Source organism: Streptomyces sp. NPDC001157, from assembly GCF_053598255.1.
Genome location: NZ_JBSFJW010000012.1, coordinates 21,533 through 38,760 on the forward strand (window position 1 = coordinate 21,533; position 17,228 = coordinate 38,760).

General features: G+C 70.4%; 14 protein-coding genes. 10 read left to right on the top strand and 4 right to left on the bottom strand.

Going from position 1 to position 17,228, the window contains the following annotated elements; all coding sequences use genetic code 11:
• Positions 1-8: 8 nt before the first annotated feature.
• From pafA to ACWDAG_RS22175, 10 genes are all read left to right on the top strand, one after another.
• Positions 9-1,370, top strand: coding sequence for a Pup--protein ligase (gene pafA / locus ACWDAG_RS22130; protein ID WP_059196529.1), 1,362 nt, complete (start codon positions 9-11; stop codon positions 1,368-1,370).
• 135 nt (positions 1,371-1,505) lie between these two features.
• Complete coding sequence (locus ACWDAG_RS22135; RefSeq protein ID WP_450697274.1) at positions 1,506-2,507, top strand: FKBP-type peptidyl-prolyl cis-trans isomerase; 1,002 nt, start codon at positions 1,506-1,508, stop codon at positions 2,505-2,507.
• A 60-nt stretch (positions 2,508-2,567) separates the two neighbouring features.
• A complete protein-coding gene (locus ACWDAG_RS22140) occupies positions 2,568-2,939 on the top strand; it encodes an FKBP-type peptidyl-prolyl cis-trans isomerase (protein ID WP_232654253.1) in 372 nt (123 codons plus the stop codon).
• Between the two features lie 130 nt (positions 2,940-3,069).
• The gene (locus ACWDAG_RS22145) at positions 3,070-4,023 is read left to right on the top strand and encodes a helix-turn-helix transcriptional regulator (protein WP_450697275.1); all 954 of its coding nucleotides are present in this window, start codon (positions 3,070-3,072) and stop codon (positions 4,021-4,023) included.
• An 18-nt stretch (positions 4,024-4,041) separates the two neighbouring features.
• Positions 4,042-5,067, top strand: coding sequence for a helix-turn-helix transcriptional regulator (locus ACWDAG_RS22150; RefSeq protein WP_450697276.1), 1,026 nt, complete (start codon positions 4,042-4,044; stop codon positions 5,065-5,067).
• 82 nt (positions 5,068-5,149) lie between these two features.
• Positions 5,150-5,434, top strand: coding sequence for a hypothetical protein (locus ACWDAG_RS22155; RefSeq protein WP_450697277.1), 285 nt, complete (start codon positions 5,150-5,152; stop codon positions 5,432-5,434).
• A gap of 10 nt (positions 5,435-5,444) precedes the next feature.
• Entirely contained in the window at positions 5,445-5,639 is a 195-nt protein-coding gene (locus tag ACWDAG_RS22160; RefSeq protein WP_115909189.1) for a hypothetical protein, read from the top strand.
• Between the two features lie 261 nt (positions 5,640-5,900).
• Positions 5,901-6,185: a Sec-independent protein translocase subunit TatA gene (tatA, locus tag ACWDAG_RS22165; protein ID WP_450697278.1), complete on the top strand. Its 285-nt coding sequence runs from the start codon at positions 5,901-5,903 to the stop codon at positions 6,183-6,185.
• Positions 6,186-6,232: 47 nt separating this feature from the next.
• On the top strand, positions 6,233-7,177 hold the full coding sequence (gene tatC / locus ACWDAG_RS22170) for a twin-arginine translocase subunit TatC (protein WP_450697279.1): 945 nt from the start codon (positions 6,233-6,235) through the stop codon (positions 7,175-7,177).
• 98 nt (positions 7,178-7,275) lie between these two features.
• A complete protein-coding gene (locus ACWDAG_RS22175) occupies positions 7,276-10,137 on the top strand; it encodes a DEAD/DEAH box helicase (RefSeq protein ID WP_450697280.1) in 2,862 nt (953 codons plus the stop codon).
• A 315-nt stretch (positions 10,138-10,452) separates the two neighbouring features.
• On the opposite strand, the gene atzF is transcribed toward ACWDAG_RS22175, so the two are convergent.
• The 4 genes from atzF to ACWDAG_RS22195 are packed head-to-tail and all read right to left on the bottom strand — an operon-like array spanning position 10,453 to position 17,055.
• On the bottom strand, positions 10,453-12,102 hold the full coding sequence (atzF, locus tag ACWDAG_RS22180) for an allophanate hydrolase (protein ID WP_450697281.1): 1,650 nt from the start codon (positions 12,100-12,102) through the stop codon (positions 10,453-10,455).
• Positions 12,103-12,122: 20 nt separating this feature from the next.
• Positions 12,123-15,635 (bottom strand): 5-oxoprolinase/urea amidolyase family protein, encoded by a 3,513-nt coding sequence (locus ACWDAG_RS22185; protein ID WP_450697282.1) that lies wholly within the window; start codon positions 15,633-15,635, stop codon positions 12,123-12,125.
• Entirely contained in the window at positions 15,632-16,234 is a 603-nt protein-coding gene (locus tag ACWDAG_RS22190) for an urea amidolyase associated protein UAAP2 (RefSeq protein WP_450697283.1), read from the bottom strand. The genes ACWDAG_RS22185 and ACWDAG_RS22190 overlap by 4 nt, the downstream gene beginning before the upstream one ends.
• Entirely contained in the window at positions 16,231-17,055 is an 825-nt protein-coding gene (locus ACWDAG_RS22195; protein ID WP_450697284.1) for an urea amidolyase associated protein UAAP1, read from the bottom strand. Before ACWDAG_RS22195 ends, ACWDAG_RS22190 begins: the two co-directional genes overlap by 4 nt.
• Positions 17,056-17,228 lie beyond the last annotated feature (173 nt).

Sequence of the window (17,228 nt, forward strand, 5' to 3'; positions counted from 1 at the left end):
GTTCAGTCATGGACCGCCGCATTTTCGGGCTGGAGAACGAGTACGGCGTCACGTGTACGTTCAGGGGACAGCGGCGCCTGTCTCCCGACGAGGTGGCGCGGTACCTCTTCCGCCGTGTCGTGTCATGGGGCCGCAGCAGCAATGTCTTTCTGCGAAACGGCGCCCGCCTCTATCTCGACGTGGGCTCACATCCGGAATACGCGACACCGGAATGTGACAACGTGACCGAGCTGGTCACCCACGACAAAGCGGGCGAGCGCATTCTCGAAGGACTCCTGGTGGACGCCGAACGACGCCTGCACGAGGAGGGAATCGCGGGCGACGTCTACCTCTTCAAGAACAACACCGACTCGGCGGGCAACTCCTACGGCTGCCACGAGAACTATCTCGTCGCACGTCATGGGGAGTTCTCCCGGCTCGCGGACATTCTCATCCCGTTCCTCGTCACGAGGCAGCTTCTGTGCGGTGCCGGCAAGGTGCTGCAGACTCCGCGGGGCGCGGTGTACTGCGTCAGCCAGCGGGCCGAGCACATCTGGGAGGGCGTCTCCTCGGCGACGACCCGATCGAGGCCCATCATCAACACCCGCGACGAGCCGCACGCGGACGCCGAGCGCTACCGCCGTCTGCATGTCATCGTGGGCGACTCGAACATGTCCGAGACGACCATGCTGCTCAAGGTCGGGGCGACCGACCTGGTGCTGCGCATGATCGAGGCGGGCACGGTGATGCGGGACCTGACCCTGGAGAACCCGATCCGGGCGATCCGTGAGGTCAGCCATGACATCACGGGCCGGCGCAAGGTGCGTCTGGCCAGCGGCCGCGAGGCGTCCGCCCTCGAGGTGCAGCGCGAGTACTACGAGAAGGCCGTGGACTTCTGCGAGCGCCGCGGTATCCGCACCGGCACCGTCGAGCAGGTCCTGGAGTTGTGGGGCCGCACGCTGGACGCTATCGAGGCCGAGGACCTCGACCGGATCGGCACCGAGATCGACTGGGTGATGAAGTACAAGCTCATCGAGCGGTACCGGGCCAAGCACAACATGACGATGTCGCACCCGAGGGTCGCGCAGATAGACCTCGCCTACCACGACATTCACCGCCGTCGTGGCCTTTACTACCTGCTGGAGAGGAAGGGCCAAGCGGCGCGGATCTGCAACGACTTGAAGATCTTCGAGGGCAAGTCCGTTCCGCCGCAGACCACTCGGGCCCGGCTGCGTGGTGACTTCATCCGCAGGGCCCAGGAACAGCGTCGGGACTTCACGGTCGACTGGGTCCATCTGAAGCTCAACGACCAGGCGCAGCGCACGGTGTTGTGCAAGGACCCGTTCCGTTCCGTGGACGACCGGGTGGAGAAGCTGATCGCAGGAATGTGAGCTATGTGAACAATGCGTTCCGGTGAAAGGCCGGAACGCAACACGGGCGCCGTACGTTTCCCGTACGGCGCCCTTCTCACGCCGTAGAGTTGCGCGCACGCCATCCACAAGATCGACCGATACGAGGCCTTTACCGTGCGCCGACGCTCACTTCTCATCGCCGTACCCGCAGGACTGGTCACACTCGCCGGATGCGGTGACGACAAGTCCGCCTCGAGCAAGGCCGAAGCGAGTCCGTCGCCCTCCGCATCGGCCACGTCCGCCGCGCCGCCGCCGAAGATCGTCGACGGACCGCTGCCGGCGATCACGGCGGGCACGAAGTTCGGTGAGAAGCCGACCGTTGCCAAGGGCACGGGCGATCCGTCGAAGAACCTCGCGGTCAAGACGCTCATCGCGGGTGGCGGTCAGACGGTCGCGGAGAACGACTATGTGCAGGCGCATTACCTCGGCCAGATCTGGAACACGGCGAAGGTCTTCGACAACTCCTACGACCGCAAGACGCCCCTGATCATCCAGCTCGCCGAGGGCAGCATCATCGACGGCTGGCGGTACGGCCTGACGGGCAAGAAGACCGGCAGCCGCGTCCAGATGGCCGTCCCGCCCACCTGGGGATACGGCACCTCGGGCAATGCGCAGGCGGGCATCAAGGGCACCGACACGCTGGTGTTCGTGGTGGACGTGCAGGCCACGTTCAACGCCAAGAGCTCCGCCAAGGGCACGGAGGTGGCGCAGAAGGACGCGGCGCTGCCCAAGGTCGGCACCAACACCGACGGTGCGGCGCCTTCCCTCGACGTACCCAAGAAGGCCGCTCCCACCAAGCTGGTGGCGAACTACGTCATCGAGGGCGACGGCCCCGTGGTCGGTGCGCAGGACACGGTGCTGGTGCAGTACAAGGGCGTGTTCTGGGACTCCGGCAAGGAGTTCGACTCGACGTACAGCCGGGGGGCACTGCAGTCCTTCGGGATCCAGCAGGTCGTCAAGGGCTGGGGGGAGGGCCTGACCGGCAAGAAGGTGGGCAGCAGGGTGCTCATCGTCATCCCGCCGAAGCTGGGCTACGGCGACCGGCCGCCGCCGAACAGCGGCATCAAGAAGGACTCCGTGCTGGTCTTCTCGGTCGACATCCTGGCCAAGATGTAACGGCTCGGTGATGTAAGACTGTGCGTGTTGCCTTTCCGCAGACAAGCAGGAGCTAGAGACGTGAGCATCGAGAAGCCCGAGATCGACTTCCCGGGCGGCGAGCCCCCGGCGGACCTCGAGATCAAGGACATCTGGGAGGGCGACGGCGCTGTTGCGCAGGCGGGCCAGACCGTCACCGTCCACTACGTGGGCGTCGCCTTCAGCACCGGTGAGGAGTTCGACGCGAGCTGGAACCGCGGGACGCCGTTCCGCTTCCCGCTCGGCGGCGGCCGGGTCATCAAGGGCTGGGACCAGGGCGTGCAGGGCATGAAGGTCGGTGGCCGTCGCCAGCTGACCATCCCCGCCCACCTCGCCTACGGCAACCAGAGCCCGACCCCGGCGATCAAGCCGGGCGAGACCCTGATCTTCGTGGTCGACCTCGTCGCGGTCTGATCGCCGACGCGACCGGACCCGATCACCTGGGGCCCATGCCTGCTCGGGCATGGGCCCTCGGCTTTTGCCACGCCACCCGGGGGCGGTACGGTCATCGTCCGTAAGCACCATAGGGAGGCGAAGGGCGTCGATGGCCATTGCCAAGGCGGAGCGGCTGATGAACCTGGCGCTGTGTCTGCTCGGGACGCGGCGGCCGCTCAGCAAGCGCGAGCTTCGGGAGTCCATCGAGGCCTACCTCGAAGCAGGCAGTGACGACTCCTTCAGCCGGATGTTCGAGCGGGACAAGGACGATCTGCGCGAACTCGGCCTGGTCATCGAGACGGTGGAGAACCTCGACGGCGAGGTGGGCTATCTGGCCCGCCGTGACAGCAACCGCCTGCCGCCCATCACGCTCGACGCCGAGGAGGCCGCCGCTCTCGGTCTCGCCGCCAAGGTGTGGCAGCAGGCCCGGCTGGCGGGTGCGGCCAGCGGCGCCCTGCAGAAGCTGCGCGCGGCGGGGCTGCCCGAGGACGTCGACCCGTATGAGGCGCACGGCGCCCTGGAGCCCCGTATCCCTGTGCACGAGGTCGCGTTCGAGCCGCTGATGCTGGCCTGCCGCGATCGCCGTCCGGTGGTCTTCGACTACCGCAAGGCCACCGCCGCCCATCCCGAGCCCCGGCATGTGGAGCCGTGGGCGCTGGAGTGCTGGCGTGGCCACTGGTACCTGGCCGGCTGGGACCGCGACCGGGGCGCGGAGCGGGTCTTCAGGCTGTCGCGGATCACCGGCAAGGTGCGCAGCCGCAGCGGCCGGTTCACCGCTGAGATTCCCGATGTCGTCACCGTCCGGGAGACCGTGGCGAGCTGGGCCGGGGAGACCGCCGACCGCTCCGCCCTGATCCGGCTGCGCTCGGGCGCCGGGTACCCCCTTCGGGCGAAGGCCATCGCGGTGCGGGAACTCGGCGACGGCTGGGACGAGTTGGAGATTCCGTACGGGCACGGGCTGGACGCCTGGCTGGTGGAGTTCGGGCCGGACGTGGTGGTCCTCGAGCCGGCCGAGCTGCGCGCGGACGTGGTGGACCGGCTGCGTGCCGTGGCCAAGGGCTGAGGGGGAGCGAGCAGGACAGTGGCAGGCAAACCGGTCAGGCCCGTGAACGCCATCGACCAGACCCGGCGGATGCTCTCCTTGGTGACGTATCTGAAGGAGCGTCCCGGGGCCCGCGTGGAGGACGTCGCGCGCGCCTTCGGCATCAGTGAGGACGAGCTGGTCTCCGACCTGGACGTGCTGCCCATGTGCGGCACCAGCTTCCGCGGCGGCGACCTGCTCGACATCGACACCGACGGCGAGCGCATCTGGTGGCACAACCCTGCTGCCCTCGGCGAAGAAACAGCGGAGCCGCTGCGGCTGGCCGCCGACGAGGCGACGGCGCTGCTGGTGGCCGCCCGCGCGGTGTCCACTCTGCCCGGGCTGCGGGAGAGCGACCGGCAGGCGCTGCTGCGGGCCAACGCCAAGCTGGAGGCCGCGGCCGGTGAGGCGGCGGGCGCCAGTTCCCGGCTGTCGGTGACCTTCGAGTCCGAGGGCGGTGTCTTCGCCGACGTCGACCGTGCGATCTCGGAGCGCCGCCGGCTGTGGATCCGCTACTACTCGCCCGCGCGGGACGAGCTCACCGAGCGGGAGATCGACCCCATCCGGCTGGTCAGCGTCGGGCACACGTACGTGGAGGCGTGGTGCCGGCGCTCCGAGGCGCGCCGTACCTTCCGGCTCGACCGGGTCGCCGAGATCAGGATCCTGGACGAGCCGTCCGCACCCCCGGAGATCGAGCTGCGGGACCTGTCGGAGGCGCTGGTGCAACCGGCCGCCGAGGACCCGGAGGTCGTCGTCGAGGTCGGCCCGGGCGGCCGCTGGGTCGCCGAGTACTACCCGCACGACAGCGCGGATGAGCTTGCGGACGGTGGGCTGCGTATCACCCTGCGGACCCCGGATCCGGCGTCTCTGCGGCGGCTGGCGCTGCGGCTAGGGCGGGACGGCCGGATCGTCTCGCCGCCCGAGCTCGCCGACAGCGCCCGCCGGGCGGCCCGTGAGGCGCTGGCGGCGTACGACGGCGTCGACGCGCAGGGCCCGCACGAAGGGCATGCGGTTCAGGACGGGTAGTCCGGCAGGCGGGAGTGAGCCGGAAGGGGCGTCGGCCGCGGGGCCCCGGAGGCGATCGACCTAGGGAAGAGGAGCAGGGGCTTTGAGCGAGTCGTCGGTGTCTGGTGCGGGGGGCATGTCGGTGGCGGCCGCCTTCGCCGGGATGAGAAGCGTGACCCCGGTGACGTTCAGGGCGGGCTGCCCGGACTGCCGCGGCAGCTTCGAGCTCGCCGCCGCGGCCCTGCGCCTGGCGATCGGCGCCACCAGCCGCTCCACCTTCTACTCCTTCACCTGCCCCGACTGCGGCGCCTCGGTCCGCAAGCCGGCGGGGGAGCGGATCGTCGAGCTGCTGACCGGCGGCGGGGTGAGGACCTTGCGGACCGTCTAGGCTCGGCGTCATGTTCTGGCCGATGTTCGCGGTAGCTGTGGGTTTCCTGGGTCTCGCCGTGCTCGGGGTGTTCGCCGTGCGGGTGTTCGTCGAGGCACAGCGCCTCGGCCGGCAGGTCACGGACTCCGCGCGCCGTATCAACCAGGCCGCCGAGGACCTCGAGCGGGCGGCCGTGAGCACCGCCCGCGCCGTGGACTCCCTCTGAGTACTGCTGTGCGGGGCATGTGAGTGGTGTGCCCCAGGCGGTTTGGGTCACTTCGACCTGTCACCGGGGCCACCCTGGCGGGTACGCTGCTGGTCGCGGCCCGGAGAACGAGGCCCGGACCGCTGACCGGGAGTACGCACGGGGATTGCCTCACGTTTACCCCTGAGCGTTACGATCGCTGCCAGCACGGTCGATCGGACACTTGTCCGACCGGCCGGACAGCATCCCACCCCAGCCGCCTCGGTGAGAAGGTAAAGACTTATGTTCGGAAGGCTCGGCGCCCCCGAGATCATTCTCATCCTCATCGTCGTCGTCCTGCTTTTCGGCGCGAAGAAGCTTCCCGACATGGCGCGCTCGCTCGGCAAGTCCGCTCGCATCCTCAAGAGCGAGGCCAAGGCGATGAAGGAAGAGGGCAGCAGCACGGCCACCCCGGCCGGCCCGCCCAACGACGAGCAGCCCCCGGCTCAGCGCACCATCCAGGCCGCCCCCGGCGACGTGACCAGCTCGCGTCCGGTCAGCGAGCCGACGGACACCACCAAGCGCTGAAGCAGGGCCGGACACCCCCGGCCCGCCGCACGAGATGAGGATGTGGGTTGCTCAAGTCTGCCCGCAAGAAGGAGAAGGATCCCGAGGGGCGGATGCCGCTCGTGGATCACCTTCGTGAGCTCCGCAACCGGCTCGCGAAGGCGATGCTGGCGATCGTCGTCGTCACGATCGTCGCTGCCTTCTACTACAAGAACATCATCGAGTTCTTCACGAACCCGATCCTGGACTCGGTGGGTTGCAAGTCCACCCTGTCTCAGCTGGCGCAACAGCGCAGCGGCACCTGTGCCCGCATCGTGCTGAACGGCCTGCTGACCCCCTTCACGCTCGCCCTGAAGGTTTCCCTGATGGCCGGCGTGATCTTCGCGTCGCCGATCTGGCTGTACCAGCTGTGGGCCTTCGTCGCCCCGGGACTGCACAAGCACGAGCGGAAGTACGCCTACGCGTTCGTCGGGACGGGAGTCCCGCTCTTCCTCGGTGGCGCCTTCTTCGCGTACAAGACGCTGCCGACGATGGCGAAGGTGCTCCTCGACTTCTCGCCCGCGGATCTCGACAACCAGCTGCCGCTCGACGACCTGCTGGACCTGATCGTCCGCATGGTGCTCGTCTTCGGACTCTCCTTCGAGCTACCTCTGCTGCTGGTGATGCTGAACCTCACCGGGGTGCTCAGCGGGAAGCGGATGATCGGCTGGTGGCGCGGCATGATCATGGGCATCACGATCTTTGCGGCTGTGGCCACGCCCAGTACCGACCCGCTGACCATGCTGGCGCTGGCCGGGCCGATCTGGGTCCTGTACTTCGGAGCGGCGGCGTTCTCGCTGCTCAACGACCGGCGCAAGGCCCGGCGCGAGGCCGAGGGCCCCGCCGACGACGAGGCGTCCGACCTTGACCTCACCCCCGAGGACATCGGCGAGGTGGAGACGGTGTCCGCCAGCCGGGCGCTGCCCGAGCAGTCGAGCACCGAGCGGGTCAACGGCTACGACGACGTCACCTGAGCCCCACCCCGAGGCAACGGCATGAGCAAGGGCCGGACGGAAGAACCGTCCGGCCCTTGTGCTGTGCGCGGACAGTCCCCAGGGGGCCGGAACGGATAATGATCGTCCTGTTGTCAGTGCGGCCCGGTACGCTCGAAAGCACGATGACAGAGGACCTCTCCCCGGCTGAGCGGTACGCGGCTGCTCGCAGGCGCGCTGCCGAGCAGGCCACCGCGCTCGCCTCCTTCCGCGAGATGTACGACTTCGGCCTCGACCCGTTCCAGATAGAGGCCTGCCAGGCGCTCCAAGCGGGCAAGGGTGTGCTGGTTGCCGCGCCCACCGGCTCCGGCAAGACGATCGTGGGCGAGTTCGCCGTCCACCTCGCCCTGATGCAGGGCAAGAAGTGCTTCTACACGACACCCATCAAGGCGCTGTCGAACCAGAAGTACGCCGACCTGTGCCGTCGTTACGGGGACGGCATGGTCGGACTGCTCACCGGCGACAACAGCATCAACCCCGACGCCCCGGTGGTCGTGATGACCACCGAGGTCCTGCGGAACATGCTGTACGCGGGCTCGCAGACCCTCCTCGGCCTCGGATACGTGGTCATGGACGAGGTGCACTACCTCTCCGACCGCTTCCGGGGGGCTGTGTGGGAGGAGGTGATCATCCACCTTCCGGAGTCGGTCACGCTCGTGTCACTGTCGGCGACCGTGTCCAACGCCGAGGAGTTCGGCGACTGGCTCGACACCGTCCGCGGCGACACCGAGGTGATCGTCTCCGAACACCGGCCCGTGCCGCTGTTCCAGCACGTGCTCGCCGGGCGGCGGATGTACGACCTGTTCGAGGAGGGCGAGGGCCACAAGAAGGCCGTCAACCCCGACCTCACGCGTCTGGCCCGGATGGAGGCGCAGCGGCCGTCGTACCAGGACCGCAGACGGGGCCGGGCGATGCGCGAGGCCGACCGGGAGCGGGAGCGCAGACAGCGTTCGCGGGTGTGGACCCCGGGGCGCCCCGAGGTCATCGAGCGGCTCGACGCCGAGGGGCTGCTGCCCGCCATCACCTTCATCTTCAGCCGTGCCGCCTGCGAGGCCGCCGTACAGCAGTGTCTGTACGCCGGGCTGCGGCTCAACGACGACGAGGCGCGGGAGAAGGTGCGCGCCCTCGTCGAGGAGCGCACCGCCGCCATCCCCACCGAGGACCTGCACGTCCTCGGATACTACGAGTGGCTGGAGGGCCTGGAGCGCGGTATCGCGGCCCACCACGCGGGCATGCTGCCGACGTTCAAGGAGGTCGTCGAGGAGCTGTTCGTGCGGGGGCTGGTCAAGGCCGTGTTCGCCACCGAGACCCTCGCGCTCGGCATCAACATGCCCGCCCGCTCGGTGGTGTTGGAGAAGCTCGTCAAGTGGAACGGCGAGCAGCACGCCGACATCACACCCGGTGAGTACACACAGCTGACGGGGCGTGCGGGGCGTCGGGGTATCGACGTCGAGGGGCATGCCGTCGTCCTGTGGCAGCGCGGGATGAGCCCCGAGCACCTCGCCGGGCTGGCGGGCACGCGTACCTACCCGCTGCGGTCCAGCTTCAAGCCGTCGTACAACATGGCGGTCAACCTGGTGGAGCAGTTCGGGCGGCACCGGTCGCGTGAGCTGCTGGAGACCTCGTTCGCGCAGTTCCAGGCCGACAAGTCGGTCGTCGGGATCTCCCGGCAGGTGCAGCGCAACGAGGAGGGACTGGAGGGCTACAAGGCCTCCATGACCTGCCACCTGGGCGACTTCGAGGAGTACGCGCGGCTGCGCCGCGAGCTCAAGGACCGGGAGACCGAGCTGGCCCGGCAGGGTGCGTCCGAGCGGCGTGCCGAGGCCGCCGTCGCGCTGGAGAAGCTCAAGCCGGGTGACGTCATCCATGTGCCGACGGGCAAGTACGCCGGTCTGGCGCTGGTGCTGGATCCGGGGCTGCCGGCCGGGCGGTCGAACGGGCATCGTGGCTTTGAGCACCATGACGGGCCGAGGCCGCTGGTGCTGACTGCGGAACGGCAGGTCAAGCGGCTGGCTGCGATGGACTTCCCGGTGCCGGTCGAGGCGTTGGAGCGGATGCGGATTCCGAAGTCCTTCAACCCGCGGTCGCCGCAGTCGCGTCGGGACCTCGCTTCCGCGCTGCGCACCAAGGCCGGGCACATTCCGCCGGAGCGGGCCCGCAAGAAGCGGTCTCAGGCGGCCGACGACCGTGAGATCGCGCGGCTGCGGACCGCGATTCGGGCGCATCCCTGCCATGGGTGCAACGAGCGTGAGGACCATGCGCGTTGGGCGGAGCGGTACCACCGGCTGCTGCGGGACACCTCGCAGTTGGAGCGCCGTATCGAGGGCCGCACGAACACGATCGCGCGGACGTTTGACCGGATCGTGGCGCTGTTGACCGAGCTGGACTACCTGCGCGGCGACGAGGTCACCGAGCACGGGAAGCGGCTGGCGCGGTTGTACGGCGAGCTCGATCTGCTGGCCAGTGAGTGCCTGCGGGCCGGGGTGTGGGAGGGGCTCGGTCCTGCCGAACTGGCAGCCTGTGTCTCGGCGTTGGTGTACGAGGCGCGGGTGGGTGACGACGCCATGGCGCCGAAGCTGCCCTCCGGCAAGGCGAAGGCCGCGCTGGGCGAGATGGTGCGGATCTGGGGGCGGCTGGACGCCCTGGAGGAGGACTTCCGGATCACGCAGACCGAGGGCGTGGGACAGCGGGAGCCGGACCTCGGGTTCGCCTGGGCCGCGTACATGTGGGCCAGCGGCAAGGGTCTCGACGAGGTGCTGCGGGAGGCCGAGATGCCGGCCGGGGACTTCGTGCGGTGGTGCAAGCAGGTGATCGACGTCTTGGGGCAGATTTCGGCGGCGGCTCCCGTGTCCGGAGGAGAGGGCTCCACGGTCGCGAAGAACGCCCGCAAGGCGGTTGATCTGTTGCTGCGGGGGGTTGTGGCCTACTCGTCGGTGGGGTGAGGTTGTCGGGCGGCTGCGTGTCGTCTCTGGCTGGTCGCGCTCACGCGACGGAGTCGCATGTCGATACAGCCTCGCGCCCCTGATGCCTGCGGCGCATCTGCGGCTTTGATGGGGTGCGCGTAGCGCCTGCGGGTGTGTTGGGGGTCGGGGCCGCGCCGGGGGGTGTCCGTCCTCGGTCGGGCGGTGCTGTCCGGTGGGGTTGTGCTCGGGGGTGGACGCCCGCCGCTGCGGGCGGGCACCCCCCGACACGTCCCCTTCCCGCCGTACGCGGCTTGCGGGACCGCGGGGGTGCGCCGGGCTGACGCCTGTCTTCGTCTAGCGGCTGAGATATGCCCGCCAGCCGCCGTACGACGTGATGTCCTCGGCGTCCGTGAGGGCGGACGGTTCGCACAGGAAGCCGGGGACGTGGGTGCCGTCCGCGAGTTGCACGCTGCCCAGGGTCATCGGGCGGGGAAGTGCTGTCAGCAGGCGGCCCAGGCCCTCCGCGGGGAGGGTCCAGACCTCCGCCTCGATCGCTGTGCCGCCCTCGCCCACGTGGACGAGGCCCGGCTTGGGGGGTGTCGTGCTCAGGGCGTGCAGGCGGTAGGCGGGGGCGGTCGTGGTCGTACGGTCCAAACGGGCGCCCAGGGCGAGGAGTTGGGGGTTGAGGGGCTGGCCCGTCAGGTGTGCGCCCACCACGGCCACCTGGGTGTCCGGCTGGAGCAGTGCGGCGATCCGTGCCAGGCGGTCGTCCGTGAACGCCGGGCCGATCAGCATCACGCCGAACGGCAGTCCGTTCACCTCGCCCGCCGGGACGGCGGCCGCCGCCAGGTCGAAGAGGTTGGTGGAGTTGGTGAAGCGGCCCAGGCGGGCGTTGGCGCCCAGGGGGTCGGCGGCCACCTCGGCGAGGGTCGGATGGCCCGGGGTGGTGGGCAGCAGCAGGGCGTCCGCGTCTGCCAGTTCGGTCAAGGCGCGGGAGCGGAGAGTGGCCAGGCGGTCGGTGTCGGCGTAGAGCTGGTGGGCCGGGAGGTCGCGGGCGCGGATGATGATGCCGGCGACGGTCGGGTCGAGGCCTGCGGTGCCGTCCGCGATCGCCTTGTCGACGAAGGTGCCGACTGCCGTGTAGCGCTCGGCGACGAACGCCCCTTCGTAGAGCATCGCGGCAGCCTCGGTGAAGGGGGTCAGGTCGAGGGTGCGGATGTCGGCCCCGGCGCCTTCGAGTTGCCGTACCGCCGCGTCGTACGCCTGTGCCCAGCCGTCGTCCAGTTCGCCGAGCTGTTCACGTGGCGGGATGGCGATGCGCCATGGGCCGGGGGCGCGCTGGGGGAGCGGCGGGAGCTCGCGGTCCGGTGGGGAGGTCATGAAGGACAGCGCCTGTTCGGCCTCCGGGAGGGTGCGGGCGAACACCGTCACGCAGTCGATGGAGGCGCAGGCGGGGACCACACCTGTGGTCGGGACCAGGCCTCTGGTCGGCTTGAGGCCGACGATGCCGTTGAACGCGGCCGGGACCCGGCCCGAGCCCGCGGTGTCCGTGCCCAGCGCGAGGTCGACGATGCCCAGGGCCACGGCGACGGCCGAGCCGGAGCTGGAGCCGCCGCTGATGCGGGAAGGGTCATGGGCGTTGCGCACGGCGCCGTGGGGTGAGCGCGTGCCCACCAAGCCCGTCGCGAACTGGTCCAGGTTCGTCGTGCCCAGCACGATCGCGCCCGCCGCGCGCAGTCGGGCGACGACCGGCGCGTCCGCCTCGGGCTCGTAGGCGTACGCCGGGCAGCCCGCGGTGGTGGGCAGACCGGCCACGTCGATGTTGCCCTTCGCCGCGAACAGGCGCCCGGCGAGCGGGAGTCGGTCGCCTGCCGCCACGCGGGCGTCGATCGCGCGGGCCTCTGCCTCCACATCCGCCTGCGGGCGCAGGTCGATCCAGATCTCGGGACGGTCCACCGCCTCGATACGGGCGTAGGCGGCACGGACACGGTTCACAGCGGACATCTCTTGCTCCTCGGGGTCGTTCAGTGCGCCGCCGGGGCCAGGACGACAAGTGCCGTCCCCGCCTCCACCTGGTCGCCCGGCCTTGCCAGGATCTCCGCCACCACGCCGTCCACCGGCGCGTGCACCCTGGACTCCATCTTCATCGCCTCCAGGGCGAGGAGAGGCTGTCCGGCGCTCACCTCGTCGCCCGGCTCCACGTTCAACTGCCATACGGACGCCGCGAATTCGGCCTCCACGAGACGGCCGCCCGCCGGGACGGTCACTTCGGCCGGAGAGGCCGCCGGTGCGGTCGCCGCCTCGGCCCGGGCGAACTCTCCGGCGGCCTCCCACGCATCGCGCTCCGCGGCGAAGGCCTTCTGCTGCCGGGCCCGGAACTCACCGATCGACTCGGCGTTCTCGTCCAGAAAGGCTTGGTACTCCGCGAGCGAGAAGGTGCCCTCCTCGATGCGCGGCACGAAGCGGCCGGAGGTGATGTCGGCGCGCAGGGCGAGGAGTTCGTCCGCGTCCACCGGGTACCACCGGATGCGGTCGAAGAAGCGCAGCAGCCAGGGCGAGCCCGGCTCGAACGCACCGCGCTGCTGCCACCCCGACCACACCTGCGTCGTACGGCCCACGAACTGGTAGCCGCCCGGGCCCTCCATCCCGTAGATGCACAGGTAGGCCCCGCCGATGCCGACCGAGTTCTCGGCGGTCCAGGTGCGCGCCGGGTTGTACTTCGTGGTCACCAGGCGGTGGCGGGGGTCGAGCGGGGTGGCCACCGGGGCGCCCAGGTACACGTCGCCCAGGCCGAGTACGAGGTACTCGGCGTCGAAGACCGTGTCGTACACGTCGTTCACCGAGTCCAGGCCGTTGACGCGGCGGATGAACTCGATGTTCCACGGGCACCAGGGGGCGTCGTCGCGGACGCCCGCCATGTAGCGGGCGATGGCCTCGCGGGTCGCGGGGTCGTCCCAGGAGAGGGGGAGGTGAACGGTGCGGGAGGGGACGACGAGTTCGTCCGTGGGCGGGAGTGTCGCGGTGATCTGCCGTACGGCGGTCAGGAGTTCGTGCTGGGGCAGGCGGCTCGGGTCGGTCTGGATCTGTAGCGAGCGGATGCCCGGTGTGAGGTCCGTGATGCCCTCGGGGCCCTGATCGGCCACTGCCTCCATCAGCGCGTGGACGCGCATGCGCAGCGCCAGGTCGAGCTGCATGGGCCCGAATTCCACCAGCAGGTTGTCGTCGCCGCTGCGGCGGTAGGTGATGTCGCCGTCACGGGCCAGTACGCCGCCGTCCACGATGACCGGGCGGGGCGAGCCGTCGACGGTCACCGGTGCGAAGCGCACCGTGTCGCCCGGGCGCAGCTGGCCCAGCTTCCAGCGCTCGGTGCTGAGAACGGTCGCCGGGCAGACGAACCCGCCCAGGGACGGGCCGTCCGGGCCCAGCAGGACCGGCATGTCGCCGGTGTAGTCGACGGCGCCGACGGAGTACGGGGTGTCATGGATGTTGGACGGGTGCAGACCCGCCTCGCCGCCGTCGGTACGCGCCCAGCGCGGCTTGGGGCCGACCAGTCGTACGCCCGTGCGGGCCGAGTTGAAGTGCACCTTCCAGCCGGCGGCGTAGAAGTCGCGGATGTCGTCCTCGGTGAAGAACTCCGGTGCCGCATGGGGGCCTTCGACCGCGCGTATGTGCCATTCGGCGGTGAAGGACGGGCGGTCCGCGGGAGGCACCGGGGCGCCGTCGGTGACCGTACCGCCGTGCAGGACGTCGCCCGTGCGCAGCGCCCGGCCGCCGTGCCCGCCGAACCGGCCCAGAGTGAAGGTGCTCGCGCTGCCGAGGAAGGCCGGTACCTCCAGGCCGCCGGCGAAGAGCACATACGTGCGCAGGCCGTGCCGTGCCGGCGCGCCGATCTCCAGTACGGCACCTGCGGGCACCGTCACCGGCTGCCACTGGGGGACCGCCGTCCCGTCGACGCTCACGGCCGCCGGAGCGCCGGTCACGCACACCGTCGTCGGGTGTGTGAACCTCAACGACGGCCCCTGGAGTGTGCATTCGAGGCCCGGGGCGCCCTCCTGGTTGCCGAGCGCCCGGTTGCCGAGCCGGAAGGACAGGTCGTCCATCGGACCGCACGGCGGCACACCCACCTGCCAGTAGCCGGTGCGGCCCGGCCAGTCCTGCACGGTGGTGAGGGTGCCGCCGGAGACGACCTCGATGCGCGGTGTCGGGTCGGTCACGGATGCCAGCGTCGCCGTGGAGTGACCTGCGGCCCTGAAGTCGGGGTGGTCCAGCGCCGCCCGCACCAGGCCCAGGTTGGTCTCGATGCCGTCGACGCGGGTGCGGGCCAGCGCCTCGTCCAGTCGCCGGAGCGCGTGGGCGCGGTCGGGGCCGTAGGCGATGACCTTGGCGAGCATGGGGTCGTACGACGTCGTCACCTCGGTGCCGGTCTCCACCCAGCCGTCGACGCGGACGCCCGGCGGGAACTCGACCCGGGTCAACAGGCCCGCGCTGGGCCGGTGTTCGCGCGAGGGGTCCTCGGCGTAGAGGCGGGCCTCCACGGCGTGGCCGCGGGGTGCGCCCGGTTCGCGTACGACATCGGACTCGCCGCGGGCCAGGCGCAGCATCCAGGCGACGAGGTCGACGCCGTAGATCTCCTCCGTGACCGGATGTTCCACCTGGAGGCGGGTGTTGACCTCGAGGAAGTACGCCTCCTCGCGGGCGGCGTCGTAGACGAACTCGACGGTGCCGGCGGAGCGGTAGCCGACCGACGCGCACAAATCGCCTGCACTTGCCGCGAGTTGCTCGCGCACGCGGTCCGGGAGGCCGGGGGCGGGGGCCTCTTCCAGTACCTTCTGGTTGCGGCGCTGGAGGGAGCAGTCGCGGTCGCCGAAGGTGACGACCCGGCCCTCGCCGTCGCCGAAGACCTGCACCTCGACATGGCGGGCGTGCTCGACGAGCCGCTCCAGGAAGACACCGGCCGAGGAGAAGGAGGCGGCGGCGACGCGCTGCACCCGCTCCCAGGCGTCGGTCAGTTCGTCGGCGGAGCGACATGCCGACATACCGATGCCGCCACCACCGCCGGTCGCCTTGAGCATGACCGGGTAGCCGATCACCGCGGCGTGCGCGAGCGCCTCGTCCACAGAGGCCAGCAGGCCCGTTCCCGGCGCCAGCGGCACCCCCGCCGCCTCGGCCGCGGCTCGCGCCGTGTGCTTGGCGCCGAACAGCTGCAGTTGCTCGGGCGTCGGGCCGACGAACACGATCCCGGCGTCCTCGCAGCGGCGCGCGAAGGCCGCGTCCTCGGAGAGGAAGCCGTAGCCGGGGTGGATCGCGCCCGCGCCGGTGTCCTTGGCCGCCTTCAGCACCAGATCGGCGTCGAGATACGACTCCTTCGCGGGCGCCGGGCCGAGCCGTACCGCCTCGTCGGCGAGCCGGACGTGGGGGGCGGAGCGGTCCGGATCGGAGTAGACGGCGACCGTGCGCAGGCCGAGTTCGCGGGCGGTGCGGATGATCCGGACCGCGATCTCGCCCCGGTTGGCGACCAGCAGCGTGTCGAAGCTCATCCGGCTTCCCCGATCGTCATCTCCACCGCCGTCGGCTCGAAGCCGTTGCACGGGTTGTTGATCTGGGGGCAGTTGGAGACCAGGACGAGGACGTCGCGCTCGGCGCGCAGGGTCAGCTTCAGGCCCGGCGCCGAGAGACCGTCGACGATGCCGAGCGTGCCGTCCTTCTCGACGGGCACGTTCATGTACCAGTTGATGTTGGAGACGAGGTCGCGCTTGCCGAGGCCGTGTTTGGCGCCCTCCGCGAGGAAGTTGTCCACGCACGCGTGCTGGGACCAGGTGTGGTGGCCGTAGCGGAGGGTGTTCGACTCCTTGGAGCAGGCGCCGCCGACCGTGTCGTGGCGGCCCACGTCGTCGGCGGTCAGCGTCATCAGCGGGGTGTGCTCGTTGGACATCAGCACGCTGCCCGTGGTCAGGAAGATGTTCCCCTGGGCGTGGATGGTGTCGGGGGCGCTGTAGCGGACCGAGGTGTCGTGGGCGTCGTAGACGAGGAAGTCGACGGCCTGGTTGCCGTGCAGGTCGGTGATGGTCAGCGTCTGGCCCGTGCGGATCATGGACGACCAGGCGGCGCGGGCGGGAACCACGGTCTTCGTGCTCATGCGAGCCCCCTCGCGGCAAGGAATTCGACGGTGTTGAGGAAGGCGCGGCGGCCCTCGGGCGTGGCCTCCCACAGCGGGTCGCCCGGCGGGGTCGGCGCGGCGCGCCAGGCGAGGACCTCCAGCGGGGTGCTGACGTAGTCGGGGCGCGGGTCGGCGGGGTGCGGCACATTGGCGATCAGTACGGTGACGTCCTGTTCGGCGCGGAGCGTCACGCTGCCGCCGGGGCCGGTGGAGCCGGTGAAGTCCAGGGCGCCGTCCTCACGCACCTCCACGCCCTGGAAGAACGAGAGAGACGGCGGCAGGTCGCGCGGCTGCAGGCCGTTCTTCGCGGCCGCCAGCTTGAACAGCTCGCGGCCCGCGGGGGAGGCGGACTGCGGGGTGCCGTCGCCGTACCGCTGCGTGTTGCGTACGAGGCTGGAGGTGCCGCACAGCGCGTCGTGCCGTCCGGAGGTGTCGGTGACGACACTCGCGAGCACGCGCCCCTGGTCGGACAGGAGGAGCCGGCCCTCGCCGAGGTAGGCGTTCCACTGGACCTTCACCGTGTCGGCGACATTCAGCCGCTCCCAGGGCCGGTCGGCCACGAACAGCAGCAGATGGGCGCAGGCGTCGCCGTTCAGGTCTGTCAGGCGCAGCTCCGTGCCGCGGGCCAGCACCCGGTGGGTGTAGTTGCCGCCCGCCACCGTCTCGGCCCAGACGAGATGGCCCGCCGCGCACGGCGGGTCGGGCCAGGCGGCGGCCGGGACGACGGGCATGGCCTCGGCGTGTGTGCCCTCCTGGGCGCGTGCGTGATCGCGGGCTCCGTATGTGGTCGCTGTCGCCATCGCGGGACCTCCGGCTCCGGTGTGGTCTCTTCCGAGGTGGTTTCTGTCGCCCGACAGAAATTAGGAGCCGGACGGGTCGCGGGCGTTGCCCGCGCGTTGCCGGCGGGTTACCGAGCCCTCACGGGAGCCATCGGTGGATCACCCGGGGACCGCGGGTTTCCTGGGGCCGCTTG

Bases quoted from the DNA above. Each gene is read 5' to 3' on its own strand.
- pafA (WP_059196529.1), top strand. From the start codon at position 9: ATGGACCGCCGCATTTTCGGGCTGGAGAACGAGTACGGCGTCACGTGT.
- ACWDAG_RS22145 (WP_450697275.1), top strand. From the start codon at position 3,070: ATGGCCATTGCCAAGGCGGAGCGGCTGATGAACCTGGCGCTGTGTCTG.
- ACWDAG_RS22160 (WP_115909189.1), top strand. From the start codon at position 5,445: ATGTTCTGGCCGATGTTCGCGGTAGCTGTGGGTTTCCTGGGTCTCGCC.
- tatA (WP_450697278.1), top strand. From the start codon at position 5,901: ATGTTCGGAAGGCTCGGCGCCCCCGAGATCATTCTCATCCTCATCGTC.
- ACWDAG_RS22175 (WP_450697280.1), top strand. From the start codon at position 7,276: ATGATCGTCCTGTTGTCAGTGCGGCCCGGTACGCTCGAAAGCACGATG.
- atzF (WP_450697281.1), bottom strand. From the start codon at position 12,102: ATGTCCGCTGTGAACCGTGTCCGTGCCGCCTACGCCCGTATCGAGGCG.
- ACWDAG_RS22185 (WP_450697282.1), bottom strand. From the start codon at position 15,635: ATGAGCTTCGACACGCTGCTGGTCGCCAACCGGGGCGAGATCGCGGTC.
- ACWDAG_RS22190 (WP_450697283.1), bottom strand. From the start codon at position 16,234: ATGAGCACGAAGACCGTGGTTCCCGCCCGCGCCGCCTGGTCGTCCATG.
- ACWDAG_RS22195 (WP_450697284.1), bottom strand. From the start codon at position 17,055: ATGGCGACAGCGACCACATACGGAGCCCGCGATCACGCACGCGCCCAG.